Below are 18263 nucleotides of genomic sequence, written 5' to 3'. Positions count from 1 at the left end.
ATGGCAGCGCGATCGTGAAGTGCTCCAAGTGTCTGGCTCAAGGCCTGACACCCGGGAGGGCGGGTTGACCCGCCCTCTTCACTCCGCCGGCCCGATCCCGGGCCCGCGCGGCGATTGAGCGATGCTGAGATCCCGCCGCTGGCCGGCCGCCGGGCCGCGTCCGACTCGCGTCGATCCGCCGAGCGCGCTAGAGGCCGCTCACTCCAAGGGAAACCCGGATGGTCGCGTTGTCTGAGAACGTTGCTGTGGCGGCGAGGCGTGAAGTCGCCCGCCGCCCCCCAAGCCCCGTGGGCGACCGCATCTTCCGCGGCGCCGCCTTCGCGTCGGCGCTGCTGGTGCTGCTCGTCCTTGCCGGCATCCTCGCCTCGATCGCCTATGGCGGCTGGCCCGCCTTCCAGGCCTTCGGCCCCAACTTCCTCGTCTCCAGCGCCTGGAACGTCGGGCGCGAGGAGTACGGCGCGCTCGTCGCCATCATCGGCACCCTCGTGTCGGCGCTGCTCGCCCTCGTCATCGGCGTGCCGATCTCGCTCGGCATAGCGATCTACCTGACCCAGCTCTGCCCCGGCTGGGCTCGCCGCCCGGTCTCGATGACGATCGAGCTGCTCGCCGCCGTGCCGAGCATCATCTACGGCATGTGGGGCCTGTTCGTCTTCGCGCCGCTCTTCGCGCGCTTCGTGCAGATCCCGGTCTCGAACCTAGTCGAGGGGATGCCGATCGTCGGCACCCTGTTCTACGCCCAGGTGCCGTCCGGCGTCGGCGTGCTCACCGCCGGCATCATCCTGGCGATCATGATCGTGCCGTTCGTGGCCTCGATCACCCGCGACATGCTCGACCAGATCCCGACCGTCCTGCGCGAGAGCGCCTACGGCATCGGCTGCACCACCTGGGAGGTCGTGCGCCACGTGCTGATCCCGCAGGCCTCGGTCTCGATCATCGGGGCGATCATGCTGGGCCTCGGCCGCGCGCTCGGCGAGACGATGGCGGTCACCTTCGTGATCGGCAACGCCAACCGCCTCTCGGCCTCGATCTTCGATCCGGGCTCGACCATCGCCTCGCGCATCGCCAACGAGTTCAACGAGGCCGACGGCCTGCAGCTCAGCTCGCTGATGGCGCTCGGCTGCATCCTGTTCGTCGTGACCTTCATCGTGCTCATCATCGCCCGGCTGCTGGTGCGCCGCGCGAAGGTGGCCTGATCCCCCGACCCCTGCCCAAGGACGCTTCCTTCCGATGAACGCCTCCCCCGCCGCGGTCCAGGGCTCCGCCCCCGCCCGGCCCGCTCCCCAGGAATGGGGCCGGGTCCGCGCCAGCCGGCGCTCCGCCGACAAGCTCCTGATCGTGTCCTGCACCGTCGCGACGGCGCTCGGCGCGATGGTGCTCGGCTCGATCCTGCTGATGCTCATCATCGAGGGCGTGCGCGGCTTCACGCCGACCCTGCTCACGCAAGTGACCCCGGGCCCCGGCTCCGAGGGCGGCGGCATCGCCAACGCGATCCTCGGCAGCCTCGTCATGACGGCGCTCGGCATCGTGGTCGCCACCCCGATCGGCGTGCTCGCCGGCACCTACCTCGCCGAGTACGGCCGCACCTCGAAGCTCGCCGACCTGATCCGCTTCCTCAACGACATCCTGCTCTCGGCGCCCTCGATCCTGATCGGCCTGTTCGTCTACACCCTGATGGTGCGGCCGATGGGCGGCTATTCGGGCTGGGCCGGCGGCGTGGCGCTCGCCATCATCGCCACGCCGGTGATCGTGCGCACCACCGAGGACATGCTGCGCCTGGTGCCCGGCACCCTGCGCGAGGCCGGCGTCGCCCTGGGCGCACCGACCTCGATCGTCATTCGCAGCGTCACCTGGCGGGCGGCGCAGTCGGGCATCGTCACCGGCGTCCTGCTGGCGCTGGCCCGCATCGCCGGCGAGACCGCGCCGCTGCTCTTCACCGCGCTCAACAACAATTCCTGGTTCAGCCCGAACCTGATGGGCGGCGTCGCGAACCTGCCGGTGATGATCTACCAGTTCGCCCTCTCGCCCTACGAGAACTGGCGCCAGATGGCCTGGGCCGGCGCGCTCCTCATCACCGTCACCATCCTGGGCCTGTCGATCGTGGCCCGCCTCGTCCTGAGCGGCCCGAAGGGGCGCTGACCGTACACCCTGCTTGGAGACAACCCGATGAGCGCCACCGCCACCGCCGTGCCGGTCGTGGGCCAGAGCACGGCCGACGAGTCCGCCCAGGTCCGCCTCGCCGTCAAGGACCTCAACTTCTACTACGGCGACTTCAAGGGGTTGAAGAACATCAACCTCAACTTCCTCGACCGCCAGGTCACGGCGCTGATCGGGCCGTCGGGCTGCGGCAAGTCCACCCTGCTGCGCACCTTCAACCGGATCTACAGCCTCTATCCCGAGCAGCGCGCCGAGGGGCAGATCCTGCTCGACGGCCGCAACATCCTGGACCCGTCGATCGACCTCAACGAGCTGCGCGCCCGGGTCGGCATGGTGTTCCAGAAGCCGACCCCGTTCCCGATGTCGATCTACGACAACATCGCGTTCGGCATCCGGCTCTACGAGCGCCTCGGCAAGGCCGACCTCGACGTCCGCGTCGAGGAGGCCCTACGCAAGGGCGCGCTGTGGGACGAGGTGAAGGACAAGCTCAAGCAGTCCGGCATGGGCCTGTCCGGCGGCCAGCAGCAGCGCCTGTGCATCGCCCGCACCGTGGCGCAGCGCCCGGAGGTGATCCTGTTCGACGAGCCGACCTCGGCCCTCGATCCGATCTCGACCGGCCGCATCGAGGAGCTGATCGAGCAGCTGCGCGGCGAATTCACCATCGCCATCGTCACCCACAACATGCAGCAGGCGGCGCGCATCTCGCAGTTCACCGCCTTCATGTATCTCGGCGAGCTGATCGAGTTCGGGCCGACCAACCGGCTGTTCATGAACCCGTCGAAGCGCCAGACCCAGGACTACATCACCGGCCGGTTCGGCTGAGGCTCCCGGACTCATCCCGCCGGCCCGGGACCTGCCGGGCCGGCGCGTCACACACTCCACCTCATCGCGGGGAGTCAGCCCTCATGTCGAACCACATCGTCACCTCCTACGACCAGGAGCTGCAGAACCTGCGGCGCAGCATCGCCGAGATGGGCGGCATCGCCGAGAAGATGGTCGCCGATTCCGGCCAGGCGCTCCTGCGCCGCGACACCGCCCTCGCCCAGAGCGTCATCGCCGTCGACCAGCGCCTCGACGGGCTGCAGCGTGAGATCGAGGAGAAGGCCATCCTCCTCATCGCCAAGCGCCAGCCGATGGCGGTCGACCTGCGCGAGACGATCTCGGCGATCCGCGTCTCGGGCGACCTCGAGCGCATCGGCGACCTGGCCAAAAACGTCGCCAAGCGCGTCGTCGCCATCGCCGACCAGGTCCAGCTGCAGAAGATCGTCGTCGGCGTTGAGCACATGAACGAGCTGGTCCAGGGCCAGCTCAAGGACGTGCTCGACGCCTACGCCACCCAGGACACCGTCGTCGCCCTCGACGTCTGGGCCCGGGACGGCGGCATCGACGCGCTCTACACCTCGCTGTTCCGCGAGCTCCTGACCTACATGATGGAGGATCCGCGCAACATCACGTTCTGCACGCACCTCCTGTTCTGCGCCAAGAACGTCGAGCGCATCGGCGACCACACCACCAACATCGCCGAGACCATCCACTACCTCGCCACCGGGGAGACGCTGCCGACCGATCGTCCCAAGAACGACCGTTCGAGCTTCGCCACCCTCGATCCCCAGCCGGAGGCCTGATGGCTCGCAGGCTCGCCGGGCGTGACGCCCGGCGGGCCTCCGCCGCCGGACCTCACCCGAAGTGCCCCGCATGAGTACCCGCATCCTGATCGTCGAGGACGAGGAGGCGCTGACCCTCCTCCTGCGCTACAACCTCGAGGCCGAGGGCTTCGAGGTCGACGCCGTCGCCCGGGGCGACGAGGCGGATATCCGCCTGCGCGAGCAGGTCCCCGACCTCGTCCTCCTCGACTGGATGATGCCCGGCCTCTCCGGCATCGAGCTCTGCCGGCGCATCCGCGCCCGCCGCGAAACCGAGCGGCTGCCGGTGATCATGCTCACCGCCCGGGGCGAGGAGGGCGACCGGGTGCGGGGGCTCGCCACCGGCGCCGACGATTACATCGTCAAGCCGTTCTCGGTGCCGGAGCTGCTGGCGCGGGTCCGCGCGCTGCTGCGCCGCTCCAAGCCCGCCCACGTCGCCGACCTGCTGGTCGCCGGCGACATCGAGCTCGACCGGGTCAGCCACCGCGTCCGCCGCGACGGCCGCGAGCTGCATCTCGGCCCGACCGAGTTCAAGCTGCTCGAGTTCCTGATGCAGAGCCCCGGCCGGGTCTTCTCCCGCGAGCAACTCCTCGACGGCGTCTGGGGCCACGACGTCTACATCGACGAGCGCACGGTCGACGTGCATATCGGCCGCCTGCGCAAGGCGATCAACCGCGCCCGCGACGCTGATCCGATCCGCACCGTGCGCGGCTCCGGCTACTCGTTCGACGAGATGTTCGCGCCGGAGCCGTGAGGCTGGGTCCTCACGGCGGGCAGAAGAGTTCGGCTGTCGGTTACTCCGCCCTCCGCGTCATTCCGGGGCCGCGCAGCGGAGCCCGGAATGACGCGGTGGATGTCAGGGCGTCGAGAAACCCAGAAAAGCCTGCTTCCGCCAAATCCCGACTTCCCGCAGATTGCCGCCGGACAGGATTCGTTAGGATTCGAGCGATATCGTCGAACTGTCGGAAGGGATCGGCGCGGAAGCGGCGCGACGCCGCCTCCGGGATCGTTCATCCGGATACGGGCCTTTAGCGGAACCCGACGACCTTGCGGTCGCGCTTGCGCTCGGCGGCAGGCTGGTAGGCGATGCGGCTGTGATGGGTGCAGTAGGGCAGGCCGGTGATGGCGCGGTCGCCGCAGAAGCGGAAATCGGGCGTCGACGGGTCGCCCATGGGCCAGCGGCACATGAATTCCCGCAGCTCCATGATGGTGACGCGGACGCTCTCCGGCAGCGCGGTGGTGTCGGTGGGGGATGCGGCCTGATACAGCGCGAGCGCCGGCGGCGCAGGGGCCAGCACCGACGGGGTCTCGCCGGTCGCAGCCGCGGATTCGCCCTCGCCCCGCGGACGGCGGCCACCGGTCGGCGCGGTGCCGTTGCCCTTCAGGATGCGCCCGGCCAAGCCGAGGCGGTGGACCTTGCCGATGACGGCGTTGCGGGAGACGCCACCGATCTCGGCGGCGATCTGGCTGGCGCTGCGGCCGTCGCTCCACAGCCGCTTGAGAAGCTCGACGCGTTCCTTCGTCCAGCTCGGACCCGCATCCATCATCGCCGCCTCCAATCCCCCGACATCACCCATGGAATCGGCACGCAGCCGCGAGCGGCACGCCGTTCGGCCGCGCGGTGACTCCGTCCGATCCTGCTGGTGATCGCCGCCACGCCTGGAGCGGTGGCGACGGGGGTGAACCTACAGGACGGGCTAACACCCGCGCAAGAGTCCGCCCCCCGCCGAGTCGGTTTTTCCCCGCGGCCGGCCGGCGGTCCGGACCCGGCCGGGTCGCGCTGCCGGTGCCGCGCGCGGCGCGGCCGTGCCGGATCGCGCCCGGAAATCATCGTTTTTTGTCAAAGGGTTGTCGGATCGCCCCGGAGGGTCCGTGATACTGGGTCGCCGCATGATCGCAGGTTGCGCTGCCGTAACGGTCCCCGACAGCCGGGGGTTGTCCCGCCGGTCTTCGGCAAGCGTGGCCGCGCTGCCACGCCCCCCTGTTCGGCAAGCGTGGCCGCAGCGCCACGCCCCCTGTTCGGCAAGCGTGGCCGCACTGCCACGCACCGGGCCGGCCGGCCGGCGATCGCCGGCGCCCGGAACGTTGCCGGGGGCCGGGGTGGGGCCTATCTTGAGAGGACCAACAGGGCCGACGCCAGCGCCGACGGCCGCCCCGGGAGACCTCATGCGATCACTCCTCGCGTGCGTCCTGCTCGCGCTCTCGTCGCCCGTAGTGGCGGCGGAGGCCGTGCACCTCGCGCCCCATCGCGCCGTCTACGACCTGTCCTTGTCCGGCAGTTCCGGCACCCGCGCGGTCGAGAGCGCCCGCGGCCGGATCGTGTTCGATTTCACCGGCGATGCCTGCAAGGGCTTCGCGTTGCAGTACCGGCAGGTGACGGTGCTGGAGAGTTCGGAGAGCGGCACCCGCACCTCCGACCTGCGGAACACCACCTTCGAGACCGGCGACGGGCGCAGCTTCCGCTTCCGCACTCAATCCGACCTCAACGGCAAGGCGGCCGCCCCGGTCGACGGCAATGCCGAGCGCGGCGACAAGGGCCTCGACATCACCCTCAAGCAGCCCAAGCGCGGCGAGATGGCGGTGCCGGGCGAGGTGCTGTTTCCCGCAGCCCACATGAAGCGGCTGATCGAGGCTGCCCGGGCCGGACAAACCACCGTCGCCGTCAAGGTGTTCGACGGGTCGGATGACGGCCGCAAGGTCTACGACACCCTAGCGGTGATCGGCCCGCAACGCGTCGCGGCCAAGCCCGATGCGAAGCCCGATTCTGGCACGCCCGATGCACCCAAGCCTGCCGCGCCCAAGCCTGCCGCTGCACCTGTCGAGGCGCCGTTGCGCGACGGCGCGATGGCGTCGATGCCGCACTGGCCGGTGACGCTGAGCTACTTCTCGCCGGGGGAGGGGGAGCGGACCCCGGTCTACGTCCTCGCCTTCGACCTCTACGAGAACGGCGTCAGCGGCGCGCTGCGCCTCGATTACGGCGAGTTCTCGCTCAAGGGCGAGCTGTCGCGGGTCGACCTCATGCCGGAGAGCAAGGACTGCAAGTAGGACGCCGGTCCGATCGGGTGCGGTCAGCGCGGCTCCCGCTCCGGCGGCTCCTTGCCCCCACGCTCCTTGCCGCGGGGATCGCCCGCGGGCGGCGCGAAGCCGAGCCCGCGCTGCACGGCGGCCGCGCCGAAGCGCTCGCGCAGGGCGTCGATCGCCGCCGCCCGGCTCGCCTCGCGCACGGCCGAGACGTCGGCGAGGTCGCCCCTGTCGGCATGGGCCGCGTCGCACAGGTCGCCGGCCCCGATTCCGATCAGCCGGTAGGCGGTGCCGTCGCAGGAGTCGCGCAGCAGCGCCTCGGCCGGGCGGAACAGCCGCTCGGCGACCTGCGTCGGGGCCAGCCCCGAGCGGGTGCGGGTGCGCAGGCGGAAATCCCGGTCCTTCAGCTTCAGGGTCACGCTGCCGGCGGCGAGTTCCGCGCGCTTCAGGCGCCGCGCCACCGTCTCGCACAGCCGCCAGAGCACCGGCCGCAGGGCCTCGAAGGCGCGCAGATCCTCCGCGAAGGTGGTCTCGCCCGAGATGCTCTTCGCCTCCCGTCGCGGCTGCACCACGCGCCGGTCCTCGCCGCGGGCGAGCGCCAGGAGGCGGGCGGCGTCGCGTCCGAGGCTCGCATGCAGCCGCTCCGGCGCGATTTTACCGATCTCGCCGATGCGGTGGATGCCGAGCGCCGCGAGGCGCTCGGCCGCGGCCTGGCCGATCCCGGGCAGGATCCGCACCGGCCGCGGCGCCAGGAAGGCTTGCGCCTCCGCCCGGCCGATGATCGAGAAGCCGCGCGGCTTCTCGAGGTCCGAAGCGATCTTGGCCAAAAACTTGTTGGGCGCGAGTCCGACCGAGACGGTGATGCCGATCTCCGCCTCCACTCGGCGGGCGAAGCGTGCCAGCGTCACGGCGGGCGGGGCGCCGTGCAGCCGCTCGGTGCCCGACAGGTCAAGGAAGGCCTCGTCGATCGAGACCGGCTCGACGAGCGGCGTGAGCGCCTGCATCATCGCCCGCACCTGCCGGCCGACCCGGGCGTACTTTTCCATGTCGGGCCGCAGCACCACCGCGTCCGGGCAGGCTTCGAGGGCGCGGAACATCGGCATCGCCGAGTGGACGCCGCGGATGCGGGCGATGTAGCAGGCGGTCGAGACCACCCCGCGCCGGCCCCCGCCGATGATCAGCGGCCGGTCGCGCAGGGAGGGGTCGTCGCGCTTCTCGACCGCGGCGTAGAACGCGTCGCAATCGACATGCGCGATGGCGAGCGCGTCGCGCTCCGGATGGACGAGCAGGCGCGGCGAGCCGCAGGCCCGGCAGCGCGGGGCGTCGCCCGGCGGGCTCGCCCCGCAATCGCGACAGAGCGCGCCCGCGCTCACGCCCCGAACTCGCCCGTGTCCTCGGGTGGGCCGAGGCGGCGCCAGGCCTGGGTGATCCGCTCCGGCGGCACCTCCAGGGCGGCGGCGCAGGCGAGGAGCAGTTCCTCGTCGGCCACCACGTGATCGAGGAGGCCGGCGACGAGATCGGGACTGTCGGCCGCCTGCCGCAGCGCATCCGGCGAGAGACCGGAGCTCTCCATGAACCGGAGCAATCGCCCGGGCTCGCCGGTGACGTAGGCGAAGACGCGGGCGCCCAGGGCCTCCGCGGCGGATTCACTCAGCACTCCGCCACGGGGATCGGACCCCCTGGCAAATCCTTCGAATTTGCGTTTCATCAACATGTGCCGCTTAACAGTGTTGCGGATCCGGTCGCAGCCGGGGTGTGACGCGGCCCGCGGGAGCGCCGGAGACAGTGAGCCATGACGAAGACGGTGCTCATCGTCGAGGACAACGAGCTGAATATGAAGCTTTTCAACGACTTGTTGGAGGCTCACGGCTACGCGACCCTCAAGACGGCCAACGGGATCGAGGCGATCGAGCTGGCGCGCCGGCATCGGCCTGACCTGATCCTGATGGACATTCAGCTCCCCGAGGTGTCGGGCCTTGAGGTCACTAAATGGCTCAAGGAGGACGATGAGCTCAAGAGCATCCCGGTGATCGCCATCACGGCCTTCGCCATGAAGGGTGACGAGGAGCGCATCCGCGAGGGGGGCTGCGAGGCCTACCTGTCCAAGCCCATCTCGGTCGCGAAGTTCCTCGCGACGGTCCGCACCTATGTCGGCGACGAGCGCCAGAGCTGAGCAGAGCTGAGAGGGGCCTGGCCTTCCATGTCGGCACGCGTTCTCATCGTCGACGACCTCTTCCCGAATATTAAATTGCTCGAAACGAAATTGACCGTCGAGTATTTCGACGTCGTTTCGGCGATGAACGGGCCCGACGCTCTCGCGGTGTGCGAGAAGGGCCTGTGCGACATCGTCCTGCTCGACGTGATGATGCCGGGCATGGACGGGTTCGAGGTCTGCCGGCGGATCAAGTCGACGCCGACGACCGCGCATCTGCCGGTGGTGATGGTGACCGCCCTCGACCAGCCGAGCGACCGCCTGCGCGGGCTCGACGCCGGGGCCGACGATTTTCTCACCAAGCCGATCGACGACACCGCCCTGATGGCCCGGGTGCGCAGCCTGGTGCGCCTGAAGGCGGTGACCGACGAATTGCGCAGCCGCGCCATGGCGTCGCGGGTCGGCGACCCGCTGGCGGCCGCCGCCGCGGAGACCGGGCACAACGCCAACGTGCTGATCGTCGAGGACCGTCGTTCCTCCGCCGAGCGGCTGGCGGCGGCGCTCGGCCAGTACCATTGCGTCGAGACCGTGGCCTCGCCGCAGGAGGCCCTGGATCGGGTCAAGACGGGCGATTACGACGTGGTGCTGGTGAGCCTCGACCTCCAGGACCATGACGGCCTGCGCCTGTGCAGCCAGCTCCGCTCCCTCGACCGCACCCGCACCGTGCCGGTGGTGATGATGGCCGACGCGCATGACCGGGCGCGGATCATGCGCGGCCTCGATCTCGGCGTGCACGATTACCTCGTCCGCCCGATCGACCGCAACGAGCTCGTCGCCCGGGTCCGCACCCAGGTGAAGCGCCGGCGCTTCTCGGATTCGCTGCGCGAATCGGTCCAGGTCTCGATGGACCTCGCGGTGACCGACGGGCTCACCGGCCTGCACAACCGGCGTTACCTCGACAGCTATCTCGGCGGCCTGTTCTCCGAGCCGTCCTTGCGCGACCGGCCGGTGGCGCTGCTGATTCTCGACATCGACCGCTTCAAGTCGATCAACGACCGCTTCGGCCACGATGCCGGCGACGAGGTCCTGAGGGAATTCGCCACCCGCATCCGGGCCCAGACCCGCGGCATCGACGTCGTGGCGCGCTTCGGCGGCGAGGAGATCGTCGTGGTGGTGCCCGATACCGGGCTCGACGCCGCCCGCCAGGTCGCCGAGCGCATCCGCGAGCGGATCGAGGCGGCGCCGTTCCAGGTCCAGCGCGGCACCAGCGCCATCGCCGTCACGGTCTCGATCGGCGTCGCCGCCCGCCAGCCCGAGGATGCCGATCCGGCCCAGATGCTCAAGCGCGCCGACCTCGCCCTCTACCAAGCCAAGCAGTCCGGCCGGAACCGGGTGGTCGCCGCCGTCGCGGCGTGAGGGGGAGGGGGGCGGACGCTTTCCGCGTGATCGTTTACGGCTCAGACACCCTCCTGGTCATCCCGGGGCCGCGCAGCGGAACCCGGGATCCATAACCGCCAACGATACAGGCTCAGGCGGGACGCAAACCGCTTCATCCTCAGGCATCAGCGGTTATGGATCCCGGGTTCTCGCCGTTGGCGAGCCCCGGGATGACATCGGGGTTGGGCAACCGGGGGCGGCTCCTCACCCCGCCAGCATCTCCCCCAGCACTCCCGGCATCATCTCCGGCAGATCCTCCGCGATCAGCCCCGGCCCGTGTCGGCGCGCGGCCGCGGCGTGGAGCCAGACCGCGGCGGCGGCGGCCTCGAAGGGCGCCATCCCCTGGGCCAGCAATCCACCGATGAAGCCGCACAGCACGTCGCCGCTGCCGGCGGTGCCGAGCCAGGGCGTGCCATTGGGGTTGATGGCGGCGCGGCCGTCCGGTGCGGCGATCACCGTGTCGGGGCCCTTCAGCACCACGACCGCGTCGAGATGGGCCGCGGCGGCGCGCGCCCGAGCGAGCTTCGAGCCCTCGGTCGGCACCGCCGTCACGCCCCGGAACAGGCGTGCGAACTCGCCCTCGTGCGGGGTCGCGACCGCCTGTGCCCCGCCCGCCGCGATCATCTCCGCGAGCTCGTCCGCCTTGCCGGAAAAGCTCGTCAGGGCGTCGGCGTCGAGGACGAGGCCGCGGCCGGCCTCCGCGGCGACCCGCACGAGGTCGCGGGTCGGGGCGCCGGTGCCGAGGCCGGGCCCGGCGACGATCGCGTTCAGGCGCTCGTCGGTGAGGGCGTCGTCGAGGTCGTCGGCCCCGTCGCAGGGGCGGAGCATGATCGCGGTGAGCTGGGCGGCGTTCTCGGGCAAAGCCGGCGTCGGCGACAGCACGGTGACGAGGCCGGCGCCGATGCGCAACGCGCCGCGGGCGGCGAGCCGCGCCGCGCCGGTGCGGTGCGCGGGGCCCGACAGCACCACCGCGTGGCCGCGGGTGTATTTGTGGCTGTCCTCGGCGAGGCGCGGGACGGCGGCGCCCCAGAGGCCGGGACCGTTGACGTGGGCCTGCGGCGCGATCTCCGCCACGATGGCGTCCGGGACGCCGATCTCCGCGACCGTCACCGGGCCGCACAGGCGCCGACCGGGCAGCAGCAGGTGGCCGGGTTTGCGCCGCACGAAGGTGACGGTCTCGGTCGCCGCCACGACGGGACCGCGCGCAGTCCCCGTATCGCCGTCGAGGCCCGACGGCACGTCGACGGCGAGCACCGGGACGCCGGCCGCGTTGACCCGCTCGACGAGTGCCGCGGCGTCGCCGTCGAGCGGCCGGGACAGGCCCGCGCCGAACAGCGCGTCGATCACGAGCGCGACGCCCGCGGGCTCGGCGGCGGCGGCCTCCGTCACCGGGCCCGTCCACTCGGCCGCAGCGGCCGCCGCATCGCCCTGGAGCGCGTCGCACGCGCCGAGCAGCGCCACCTCGACCGCGAGGCCCGCCTCGACCAGCAGCCTGGCCGCCACGAACCCGTCGCCGCCGTTGTTGCCCGGCCCGCACAGGACCAGGATCCGGCCGTCACCCGCGAGCGCCCGGGCCCGGTCGGCGACCGCCTCGCCGGCGCGGTGCATCAGCGTCAGGCCCGGCGTTCCGGCATGGATCGTTGCGGCATCCGCCCGCCGCATCTCGTCGGTGGTGAGCAGCTCGGTCCCGGCCATCGCATCATACTCCGAGAAGCGCCCGGGCGTGGCAGCCTTGCCGCGGCACCGGGCTTGAGAACGGCGGATTGCGCAACAAACGCGCAGCGATTGCTTATCGATTAGGCATTCCCGGTCCGCTCTCGGGAAATCCCCCGTGGCGGTCAGCGCGGCGCGATGCTAGGAATGCCGCCGGAACCGTTGCAGACCAGGCCCGCCCGGCATGAAGAAGATCGAAGCGATCATCAAGCCCTTCAAGCTCGACGAGGTGAAGGAGGCGCTGCAGGAAGTCGGCCTCCAGGGCATCACGGTGATCGAGGCCAAGGGCTTCGGCCGCCAGAAGGGCCATACCGAGCTCTACCGGGGCGCCGAGTACGTGGTCGACTTCCTGCCCAAGGTGAAGCTGGAGATCGTGCTGCCCGACACGCTGGTGGACGGCGCCGTCGAGGCGATACGCAAGTCGGCCCAGACCGGCCGCATCGGCGACGGCAAGATCTTCGTCTCCTCGATCGAGGAAGCGATCCGCATCCGCACCGGCGAGACCGGCCAGGACGCGATCTGACGGTACGGCCTTCTCTGCAGCGACGAAAACCGCGGCCTGACCCCCAGGACCGCGGCTTCATGGCGGCCAAAACCCCGTTCTAGGAAGGGATCAGACGAGAATGTCTAAGACCGCGACGGACGTCCTCAAGGAAATCAAGGAAAACGACGTCAAGTACGTCGACTTCCGCTTCACCGATCCGCGGGGCAAGTGGCAGCACGTCACCTTCGACGTGTCGCTGGTCGACGAGGACATCTTCGCCGAGGGCACGATGTTCGACGGTTCGTCGATCGCCGGCTGGAAGGCGATCAACGAGTCCGACATGCTGCTGATGCCGGACCCGGCGACGGCCTGCATGGATCCGTTCTTCTCGGCCTCGACCATGTCGATCGTCTGCGACGTGCTCGAGCCAGTCACCGGCGAGCCCTACGGCCGCGATCCGCGCGGCATCGCCAAGAAGGCCGAGGCCTTCGTCAAGGCGAGCGGCATCGGCGACACCATCTTCGTCGGCCCCGAGGCCGAGTTCTTCGTCTTCGACGACGTGCGCTTCTCCGCCGACCCGTATCACACCGGCTTCAAGCTGGATTCGGTTGAGCTGCCGATCAACGGCCAGACCGAGTACGAGGGCGGCAACCTCGGCCACCGCGTCCAGATCAAGGGCGGCTACTTCCCGGTCCCGCCGCAGGATTCGGCCCAGGACATGCGCGGCGAGATGCTCGCCGCCATGCAGTCCATGGGCGTCAAGGTCGAGAAGCACCACCACGAGGTCGCGTCCGCTCAGCACGAGCTGGGCATGAAGTTCGACACGCTCACCCTGATGGGTGACCAGATGCAGATCTACAAGTACTGCATCCACAACGTCGCCCAGAGCTACGGCAAGACGGCGACCTTCATGCCGAAGCCGGTCTACGGCGACAACGGCTCGGGCATGCACGTCCACCAGTCGATCTGGAAGGACGGCAAGCCGGTCTTCGCCGGCAACAAGTACGCCGACCTCAGCCAAGAGTGCCTGTGGTACATCGGCGGCATCATCAAGCACGCCAAGGCGCTCAACGCCTTCACCAACCCGTCGACCAACTCCTACAAGCGCCTGGTCCCGGGCTACGAGGCGCCGGTGCTGTTGGCCTACTCGGCCCGCAACCGCTCGGCCTCGTGCCGGATTCCGTGGACGACCTCGCCGAAAGCCAAGCGCGTCGAGGTCCGCTTCCCCGATCCGATGGCGAATCCCTACCTCGCCTTCGCCGCCATGCTGATGGCCGGCGTCGACGGCATCAACAACAAGATCGATCCCGGTCCGGCCATGGACAAGGATCTCTACGACCTGCCCCCGGCGGAGCTCAAGGAGATCCCGACCGTGTGCGGCTCGCTCCGTGAGGCGCTCAACAGCCTCGACGCCGATCGCGAGTTCCTCAAGGCCGGCGGCGTGTTCAACGACGACTTCATCGACTCGTTCATCGAGCTGAAGATGACCGAGGTGATGCGGTACGAGATGACCCCGCACCCGATCGAGTTCGTGAACTACTACTCGCTCTGAGCCGGACGCGCTGCGAGCAAGAGACAGGGGGGCCGGAGCGATCCGGCCCCCTCCTTTTTTGGCATCGGGCTTGCGGCACGGCCGCGAGACAGTCCGAAGCCCCGATGACCGATCCGACCTCCCCCGCCGTGACCCTGCGCACGCTCCTCGCCACCCTGGTCAAGTCCGCGCTGATCGCCGACGAGGCCCGCACCGCCGCTTGGCGCCGCGAGGCGGTGGACCTGCACGGACGCCTCGGGGGCCAGGACCTCTCCGCCCTCAAGCTCGACGGGATCTGGACGCTGGCCGTCCGCGAGGCTGAGGCGCCGGACCTGCGGCCGGACGAGACGCAGGTCTCGCTCACGATGCCGCAATCCTGCCCCCTCCCCCTCGACGACCTGACAGGCCCCGGCTTCGACGTCGACGCCGCCATCGACCGGGTGCGCAAGTCGGCGTCCACCGGTTGAACGGCGGCCGGCGTTGCTCGGTCCCCCGGCGCATCCCATATTATGAAGCAGAGTCCCTGGCCGCCGGCCGGGGTCGTCTTGCACGTCCTCCCCGAGTCGAGCTGTTGGCCAAGCGCATTCATCCCAAGGGCACTCACCCCAAGGGCATCCTTCCGAAGCCGGCGCACGCCGTCCTGCCCACCCGCGAGGCCGTGCTCGCCTTCATCGAGGACTCGCCCCAGAAGGTCGGCAAGCGCGAGATCGCCCAGGCCTTCGGCATCAAGGGCGCGGACAAGATCGAGCTGAAGCGCCTGCTCAAGGAGATGCAGGAGGACGGCGCGATCGAGAAAGACCGCGCCGGCCTGCGCAAGGCCGGACGCCTGCCGCCGGTCGTCGTCGCCGACATCGACACCCGTCGCGACCGCGACGGCGAGCTGGTCGCGCGGCCGGCGAACTGGGATCCGGAGGCCGGGCCCGCTCCTCTCATCACCGTGCTGATGCCGCGCGGGCGCCGCGCCGACGGGCCGGCCCCCGGTACCGGCGACCGGGCGCTCCTGAAGATCGAGCCCGACGGTGACACGCCCGGGCGCTATCTCGGCCGGGTCATCAAGGTGATCGGCCGCAACAAGGCCGAGACGCTCGGCGTGTTCCGGGCGCTGCCGACCGGCGGCGGGCGGATCGTGCCCGTCGACAAGAAGGCGCAAGGCCGCGAGATCGCGGTGCCGCCGGGCGGGGAGGGCGAGGCGCTGGACGGCGACCTCGTCACCGTGACCCTCGGCCGCGAGGACCGGTTCGGGCTGACGCAGGGCCGCGTCAAGGAGCGCCTCGGCAGCCTCGGCTCCGAGAAGGCGGTCAGCCTGATCGCCATCCACGCCCACGGCATCCCGCACGTCTTCCCGCGCGAGGTGCTGGCGGAGGCCGAATCTGCCCGCGAGGTCGATCTCGAGGGTCGTGAGGATTGGCGCGACCTGCCCCTCGTCACCATCGATCCGCCGGATGCCAAGGACCACGACGACGCCGTGATGGCGGTGCCGGATCCCGATCCGACCAATCCGGGCGGGTTCGTCGTCACGGTGGCGATCGCCGATGTCGCGGCCTATGTCCGGCCCGGCACCGCCCTCGACCGCGAGGCGCTGGTGCGCGGCAACTCGGTCTACTTCCCCGACCGGGTGGTGCCGATGCTGCCCGAGCGGATCTCGAACGACCTCTGCTCCCTGCGCCCCGGCCAGGACCGGCCGGCGCTCGCAATCCGCATGACCGTGACGGCGGAGGGCCGCAAGCTGCGCCACAGCGTCCACCGCGTGATGATGCGCTCGAGCGCGAAGCTCGCCTACGCGCAGGCGCAAGCCGCGATCGACGGCCGGCCCGACGAGGTGACGGGCCCGATCCTGGAGCCGGTGCTCCGCCCGCTCTGGGATGCCTACCGGGTGCTCGCCGCGGCTCGCGACGCACGGGGACCGCTCGCCCTCGACCTGCCCGAGCGCAAGGTGATCCTCAACGCCGAGGGCGGGGTCGACCGGGTGATCGTGCCGGAGCGCCTGGAGGCGCACCGGCTGATCGAGGAGTTCATGATCCAGGCCAACGTCGCGGCGGCCGAGATCCTGGAGGCGAAGAGCCAGCCGCTGATCTACCGCGTCCACGACGAGCCCTCTCTGGAGAAGATGCGGGCCCTCGGCGAGGTCATGGCCTCGATCGGCCTGAAGCTGCCGAAGGAGGCCAACCTCCGGCCCGCTCTGTTCAACCGCATCCTCGGCATGGTCGAGGGCAGCGAGCACCAGCTCTTCCTCAACGAGGTGGTGCTACGCTCGCAGGCGCAAGCGGTCTACGCCTCGGACAATGCCGGGCATTTCGGCCTGGCGCTTCGCCGCTACGCCCACTTCACCTCGCCGATCCGGCGCTACGCCGACCTCATCGTGCACCGCGCCCTGATCCGGGCGCTGCGCCTCGGCGCCGACGGCCTGCCGCCGGACATGGAGGGCGGGGACCTGGCTCAGATCGGTCAGCAGATCTCGGCCGCCGAGCGCCGTGCCATGGCGGCGGAGCGCGAGACGATCGACCGTCTGATTGCTCACCATCTCGCCGACCGGGTCGGCGCGACCTTCTCCGGCCAGGTCTCCGGCGTGACCCGCTCGGGGTTGTTCATCAAGCTCGACGAGACCGGCGCCGACGGATTCGTGCCGATATCGACGCTTGGCGCCGAGTATTTTCGCCACGAGGAGGGCCGCCACGCCCTCGTCGGCGAGCGCACCCGCCAGACCTTCCGCCTCGGCGACAAGGTCGAGGTGGAGCTGATGGAGGCCGCGCCGGTGGCAGGCGCCCTGCGCTTCGCGATCGCCGGCGGTGGCCGGGTGTCTGCCCCCGGCCCGGCCCGCGGCGGCCCGCGCCGGGGCCGGCCCGCCCCGCCGAACCGGGACAGCCTGACCAAGCGCCGCGGGAGACGCGCATGATCGAGATCCACGCCGGCCCCGCCGCCGAGCCCGCCGCCCCTTCGGGCACGGCTCCCTCCTGGGCGCTGGCGATGTGGCGGGGTTTTCGCAATCGCTGCCCGCATTGCGGTGAGGGCCGGCTGTTCGGCCGTTTCCTCAAGGTGCGGGAGACCTGCGAGGCCTGCGGGACCGAGCTGCACCACCACCGCGCCGACGACCTGCCGCCCTACCTCGTCATCTTCGTCGTCGGCCATCTCGCCGGCATCGGGATCCTCGAGACCGAGATGCGCCTCGATGTGCCGCTGTGGTTTCAGATGACCTTCTGGCCCGGCCTGGCGCTGATCGCCTCGCTCGCGCTGCTCCAGCCGACCAAGGGGGCGGTGGTCGGGCTGCAATATGCCCTTGGCATGCACGGCTTTTCCGCGATACGCCGCGCCCAGGCTCGGGCCAAGGACGGTCCGGCCGAGGTTGAGACGGAGACGCGGGATGGCAGGACCGACGGACGGAGCATCGGCTCCTGAGCGGAAGACGCGGCCGCTGCGGATCCGCAACGCCGCGACGCTGATCATCCTCGACCGCTCCGGCGACGCGCCGAAGGTGCTGATGGGCCGGCGGCATGCCGGCCACAAGTTCATGCCCGGCCTGTTCGTGTTCCCCGGCGGCCGGATCGAGCTCGGCGACCGCTCGATGCCGGTGGCCGGCACCCTCAACGACCGCGCTGAAGCCGCCCTGGCCGAGCGGGTCCACCCGCCGCTGTTCCATCTCGGCCGGGTGCTGGCGCTGGCGGCGATCCGCGAGACCTACGAGGAGACCGGGCTGATGATCGGCTCCCTCGATTACGGCCCGCCGGAGACGGCCCCGCCCGGCGCCTGGTCTGCCTTCCGCGAGGCCGGGGTGATGCCCGACCTCGAATTGCTGCAATTCGTCGCCCGGGCGATCACCCCGCCTTCCCGGCCCAAGCGCTTCGACACCCGCTTCTTCGCCGTCGACCGCGAGGCGGTGGTGGCCGAGACCCCCGGCGTCGTCGGTCCCGATTCGGAACTGACCGAGCTCGCCTGGGTCGATCTCGCGGCGGCGCGCAAGCTCGACTTGCCGCGCATCACCGGAATCGTGCTCGACGAGCTGGAGGCGCGGCTCGCGGCGGGGTTCAGCCCGATGCTGCCGGTGCCGTTCTTTCGCGATGTCGACGGCGAGCATACGCGCGAAGAGCTGTAACGGCAGGGGTGGCCTTCCGAGCCCGCGTGTTCCATACGGGC

Annotated in this window: 18 protein-coding genes; 14 read left to right on the top strand and 4 right to left on the bottom strand. The window is 70.5% G+C overall.

Translation table 11 applies throughout. The features are described 5' to 3' along the window. Positions 1-218 precede the first annotated feature (218 nt). From pstC to phoB, 5 genes are all read left to right on the top strand, one after another. Positions 219-1193 (top strand): phosphate ABC transporter permease subunit PstC, encoded by a 975-nt coding sequence (gene pstC, locus ABZT49_RS01125; RefSeq protein WP_355281899.1) that lies wholly within the window; start codon positions 219-221, stop codon positions 1191-1193. Positions 1194-1227: 34 nt separating this feature from the next. Further along, a complete protein-coding gene (gene pstA, locus ABZT49_RS01120; RefSeq protein ID WP_355281896.1) occupies positions 1228-2136 on the top strand; it encodes a phosphate ABC transporter permease PstA in 909 nt (302 codons plus the stop codon). A 27-nt stretch (positions 2137-2163) separates the two neighbouring features. Continuing rightward, positions 2164-2976 carry a phosphate ABC transporter ATP-binding protein PstB gene (gene pstB, locus ABZT49_RS01115; protein WP_355281894.1) on the top strand — a complete coding sequence of 271 codons (813 nt, stop codon included), beginning with the start codon at positions 2164-2166 and terminating at the stop codon, positions 2974-2976. 83 nt (positions 2977-3059) lie between these two features. Then, a complete protein-coding gene (phoU, locus tag ABZT49_RS01110; RefSeq protein WP_109970294.1) occupies positions 3060-3779 on the top strand; it encodes a phosphate signaling complex protein PhoU in 720 nt (239 codons plus the stop codon). A 70-nt stretch (positions 3780-3849) separates the two neighbouring features. Then, positions 3850-4551: a phosphate regulon transcriptional regulator PhoB gene (phoB, locus tag ABZT49_RS01105; protein ID WP_355281890.1), complete on the top strand. Its 702-nt coding sequence runs from the start codon at positions 3850-3852 to the stop codon at positions 4549-4551. 274 nt (positions 4552-4825) lie between these two features. Here the strand turns inward: phoB and ABZT49_RS01100 are convergent, their stop codons facing one another. After that, a complete protein-coding gene (locus tag ABZT49_RS01100) occupies positions 4826-5344 on the bottom strand; it encodes a GcrA family cell cycle regulator (RefSeq protein ID WP_355281887.1) in 519 nt (172 codons plus the stop codon). A 619-nt stretch (positions 5345-5963) separates the two neighbouring features. Between ABZT49_RS01100 and ABZT49_RS01095 the strand changes: the two genes are divergently transcribed. Then, positions 5964-6842 (top strand): cell envelope integrity EipB family protein, encoded by an 879-nt coding sequence (locus ABZT49_RS01095; protein WP_355281884.1) that lies wholly within the window; start codon positions 5964-5966, stop codon positions 6840-6842. 23 nt (positions 6843-6865) lie between these two features. Here the strand turns inward: ABZT49_RS01095 and ABZT49_RS01090 are convergent, their stop codons facing one another. Together ABZT49_RS01090 and ABZT49_RS01085 are read right to left on the bottom strand one after the other, a co-directional pair. After that, complete coding sequence (locus ABZT49_RS01090) at positions 6866-8191, bottom strand: DNA polymerase IV (protein ID WP_355281881.1); 1326 nt, start codon at positions 8189-8191, stop codon at positions 6866-6868. Next, positions 8188-8475, bottom strand: a complete 288-nt coding sequence (locus ABZT49_RS01085; RefSeq protein WP_355281879.1) for a DUF3572 family protein — start codon at positions 8473-8475, stop codon at positions 8188-8190. Before ABZT49_RS01085 ends, ABZT49_RS01090 begins: the two co-directional genes overlap by 4 nt. A 135-nt stretch (positions 8476-8610) precedes the next feature. Here ABZT49_RS01085 and ABZT49_RS01080 point away from each other — a divergent pair, with 135 nt between their 5' ends. After that, on the top strand, positions 8611-8991 hold the full coding sequence (locus ABZT49_RS01080) for a response regulator (RefSeq protein ID WP_093570411.1): 381 nt from the start codon (positions 8611-8613) through the stop codon (positions 8989-8991). A gap of 27 nt (positions 8992-9018) precedes the next feature. Continuing rightward, complete coding sequence (locus ABZT49_RS01075) at positions 9019-10386, top strand: PleD family two-component system response regulator (RefSeq protein WP_355281876.1); 1368 nt, start codon at positions 9019-9021, stop codon at positions 10384-10386. 225 nt (positions 10387-10611) lie between these two features. Here ABZT49_RS01075 and ABZT49_RS01070 read toward each other — a convergent pair whose 3' ends face one another. Then, complete coding sequence (locus ABZT49_RS01070; protein WP_355281873.1) at positions 10612-12102, bottom strand: NAD(P)H-hydrate dehydratase; 1491 nt, start codon at positions 12100-12102, stop codon at positions 10612-10614. Positions 12103-12304: 202 nt separating this feature from the next. Between ABZT49_RS01070 and ABZT49_RS01065 the strand changes: the two genes are divergently transcribed. From ABZT49_RS01065 to ABZT49_RS01040, 6 genes are all read left to right on the top strand, one after another. Next, the gene (locus ABZT49_RS01065) at positions 12305-12643 is read left to right on the top strand and encodes a P-II family nitrogen regulator (RefSeq protein WP_060845473.1); all 339 of its coding nucleotides are present in this window, start codon (positions 12305-12307) and stop codon (positions 12641-12643) included. A gap of 100 nt (positions 12644-12743) precedes the next feature. Next, complete coding sequence (gene glnA, locus ABZT49_RS01060; RefSeq protein WP_093570408.1) at positions 12744-14156, top strand: type I glutamate--ammonia ligase; 1413 nt, start codon at positions 12744-12746, stop codon at positions 14154-14156. Between the two features lie 104 nt (positions 14157-14260). Continuing rightward, positions 14261-14602 carry a hypothetical protein gene (locus ABZT49_RS01055; RefSeq protein ID WP_355281869.1) on the top strand — a complete coding sequence of 114 codons (342 nt, stop codon included), beginning with the start codon at positions 14261-14263 and terminating at the stop codon, positions 14600-14602. Between the two features lie 104 nt (positions 14603-14706). Continuing rightward, the gene (rnr, locus tag ABZT49_RS01050) at positions 14707-17028 is read left to right on the top strand and encodes a ribonuclease R (RefSeq protein ID WP_407943418.1); all 2322 of its coding nucleotides are present in this window, start codon (positions 14707-14709) and stop codon (positions 17026-17028) included. Then, complete coding sequence (locus ABZT49_RS01045; RefSeq protein WP_355281866.1) at positions 17025-17528, top strand: DUF983 domain-containing protein; 504 nt, start codon at positions 17025-17027, stop codon at positions 17526-17528. Before rnr ends, ABZT49_RS01045 begins: the two co-directional genes overlap by 4 nt. Then, entirely contained in the window at positions 17494-18222 is a 729-nt protein-coding gene (locus tag ABZT49_RS01040; protein ID WP_355281864.1) for an NUDIX hydrolase, read from the top strand. The genes ABZT49_RS01045 and ABZT49_RS01040 overlap by 35 nt, the downstream gene beginning before the upstream one ends. The last annotated feature ends 41 nt before the right edge of the window (positions 18223-18263 follow it).

This window comes from Methylobacterium sp. EM32, assembly GCF_040593685.1.
In the GTDB taxonomy this organism is placed as follows: domain Bacteria; phylum Pseudomonadota; class Alphaproteobacteria; order Rhizobiales; family Beijerinckiaceae; genus Methylobacterium.
This window is presented reverse-complemented; position numbering and strand designations above follow the sequence as displayed.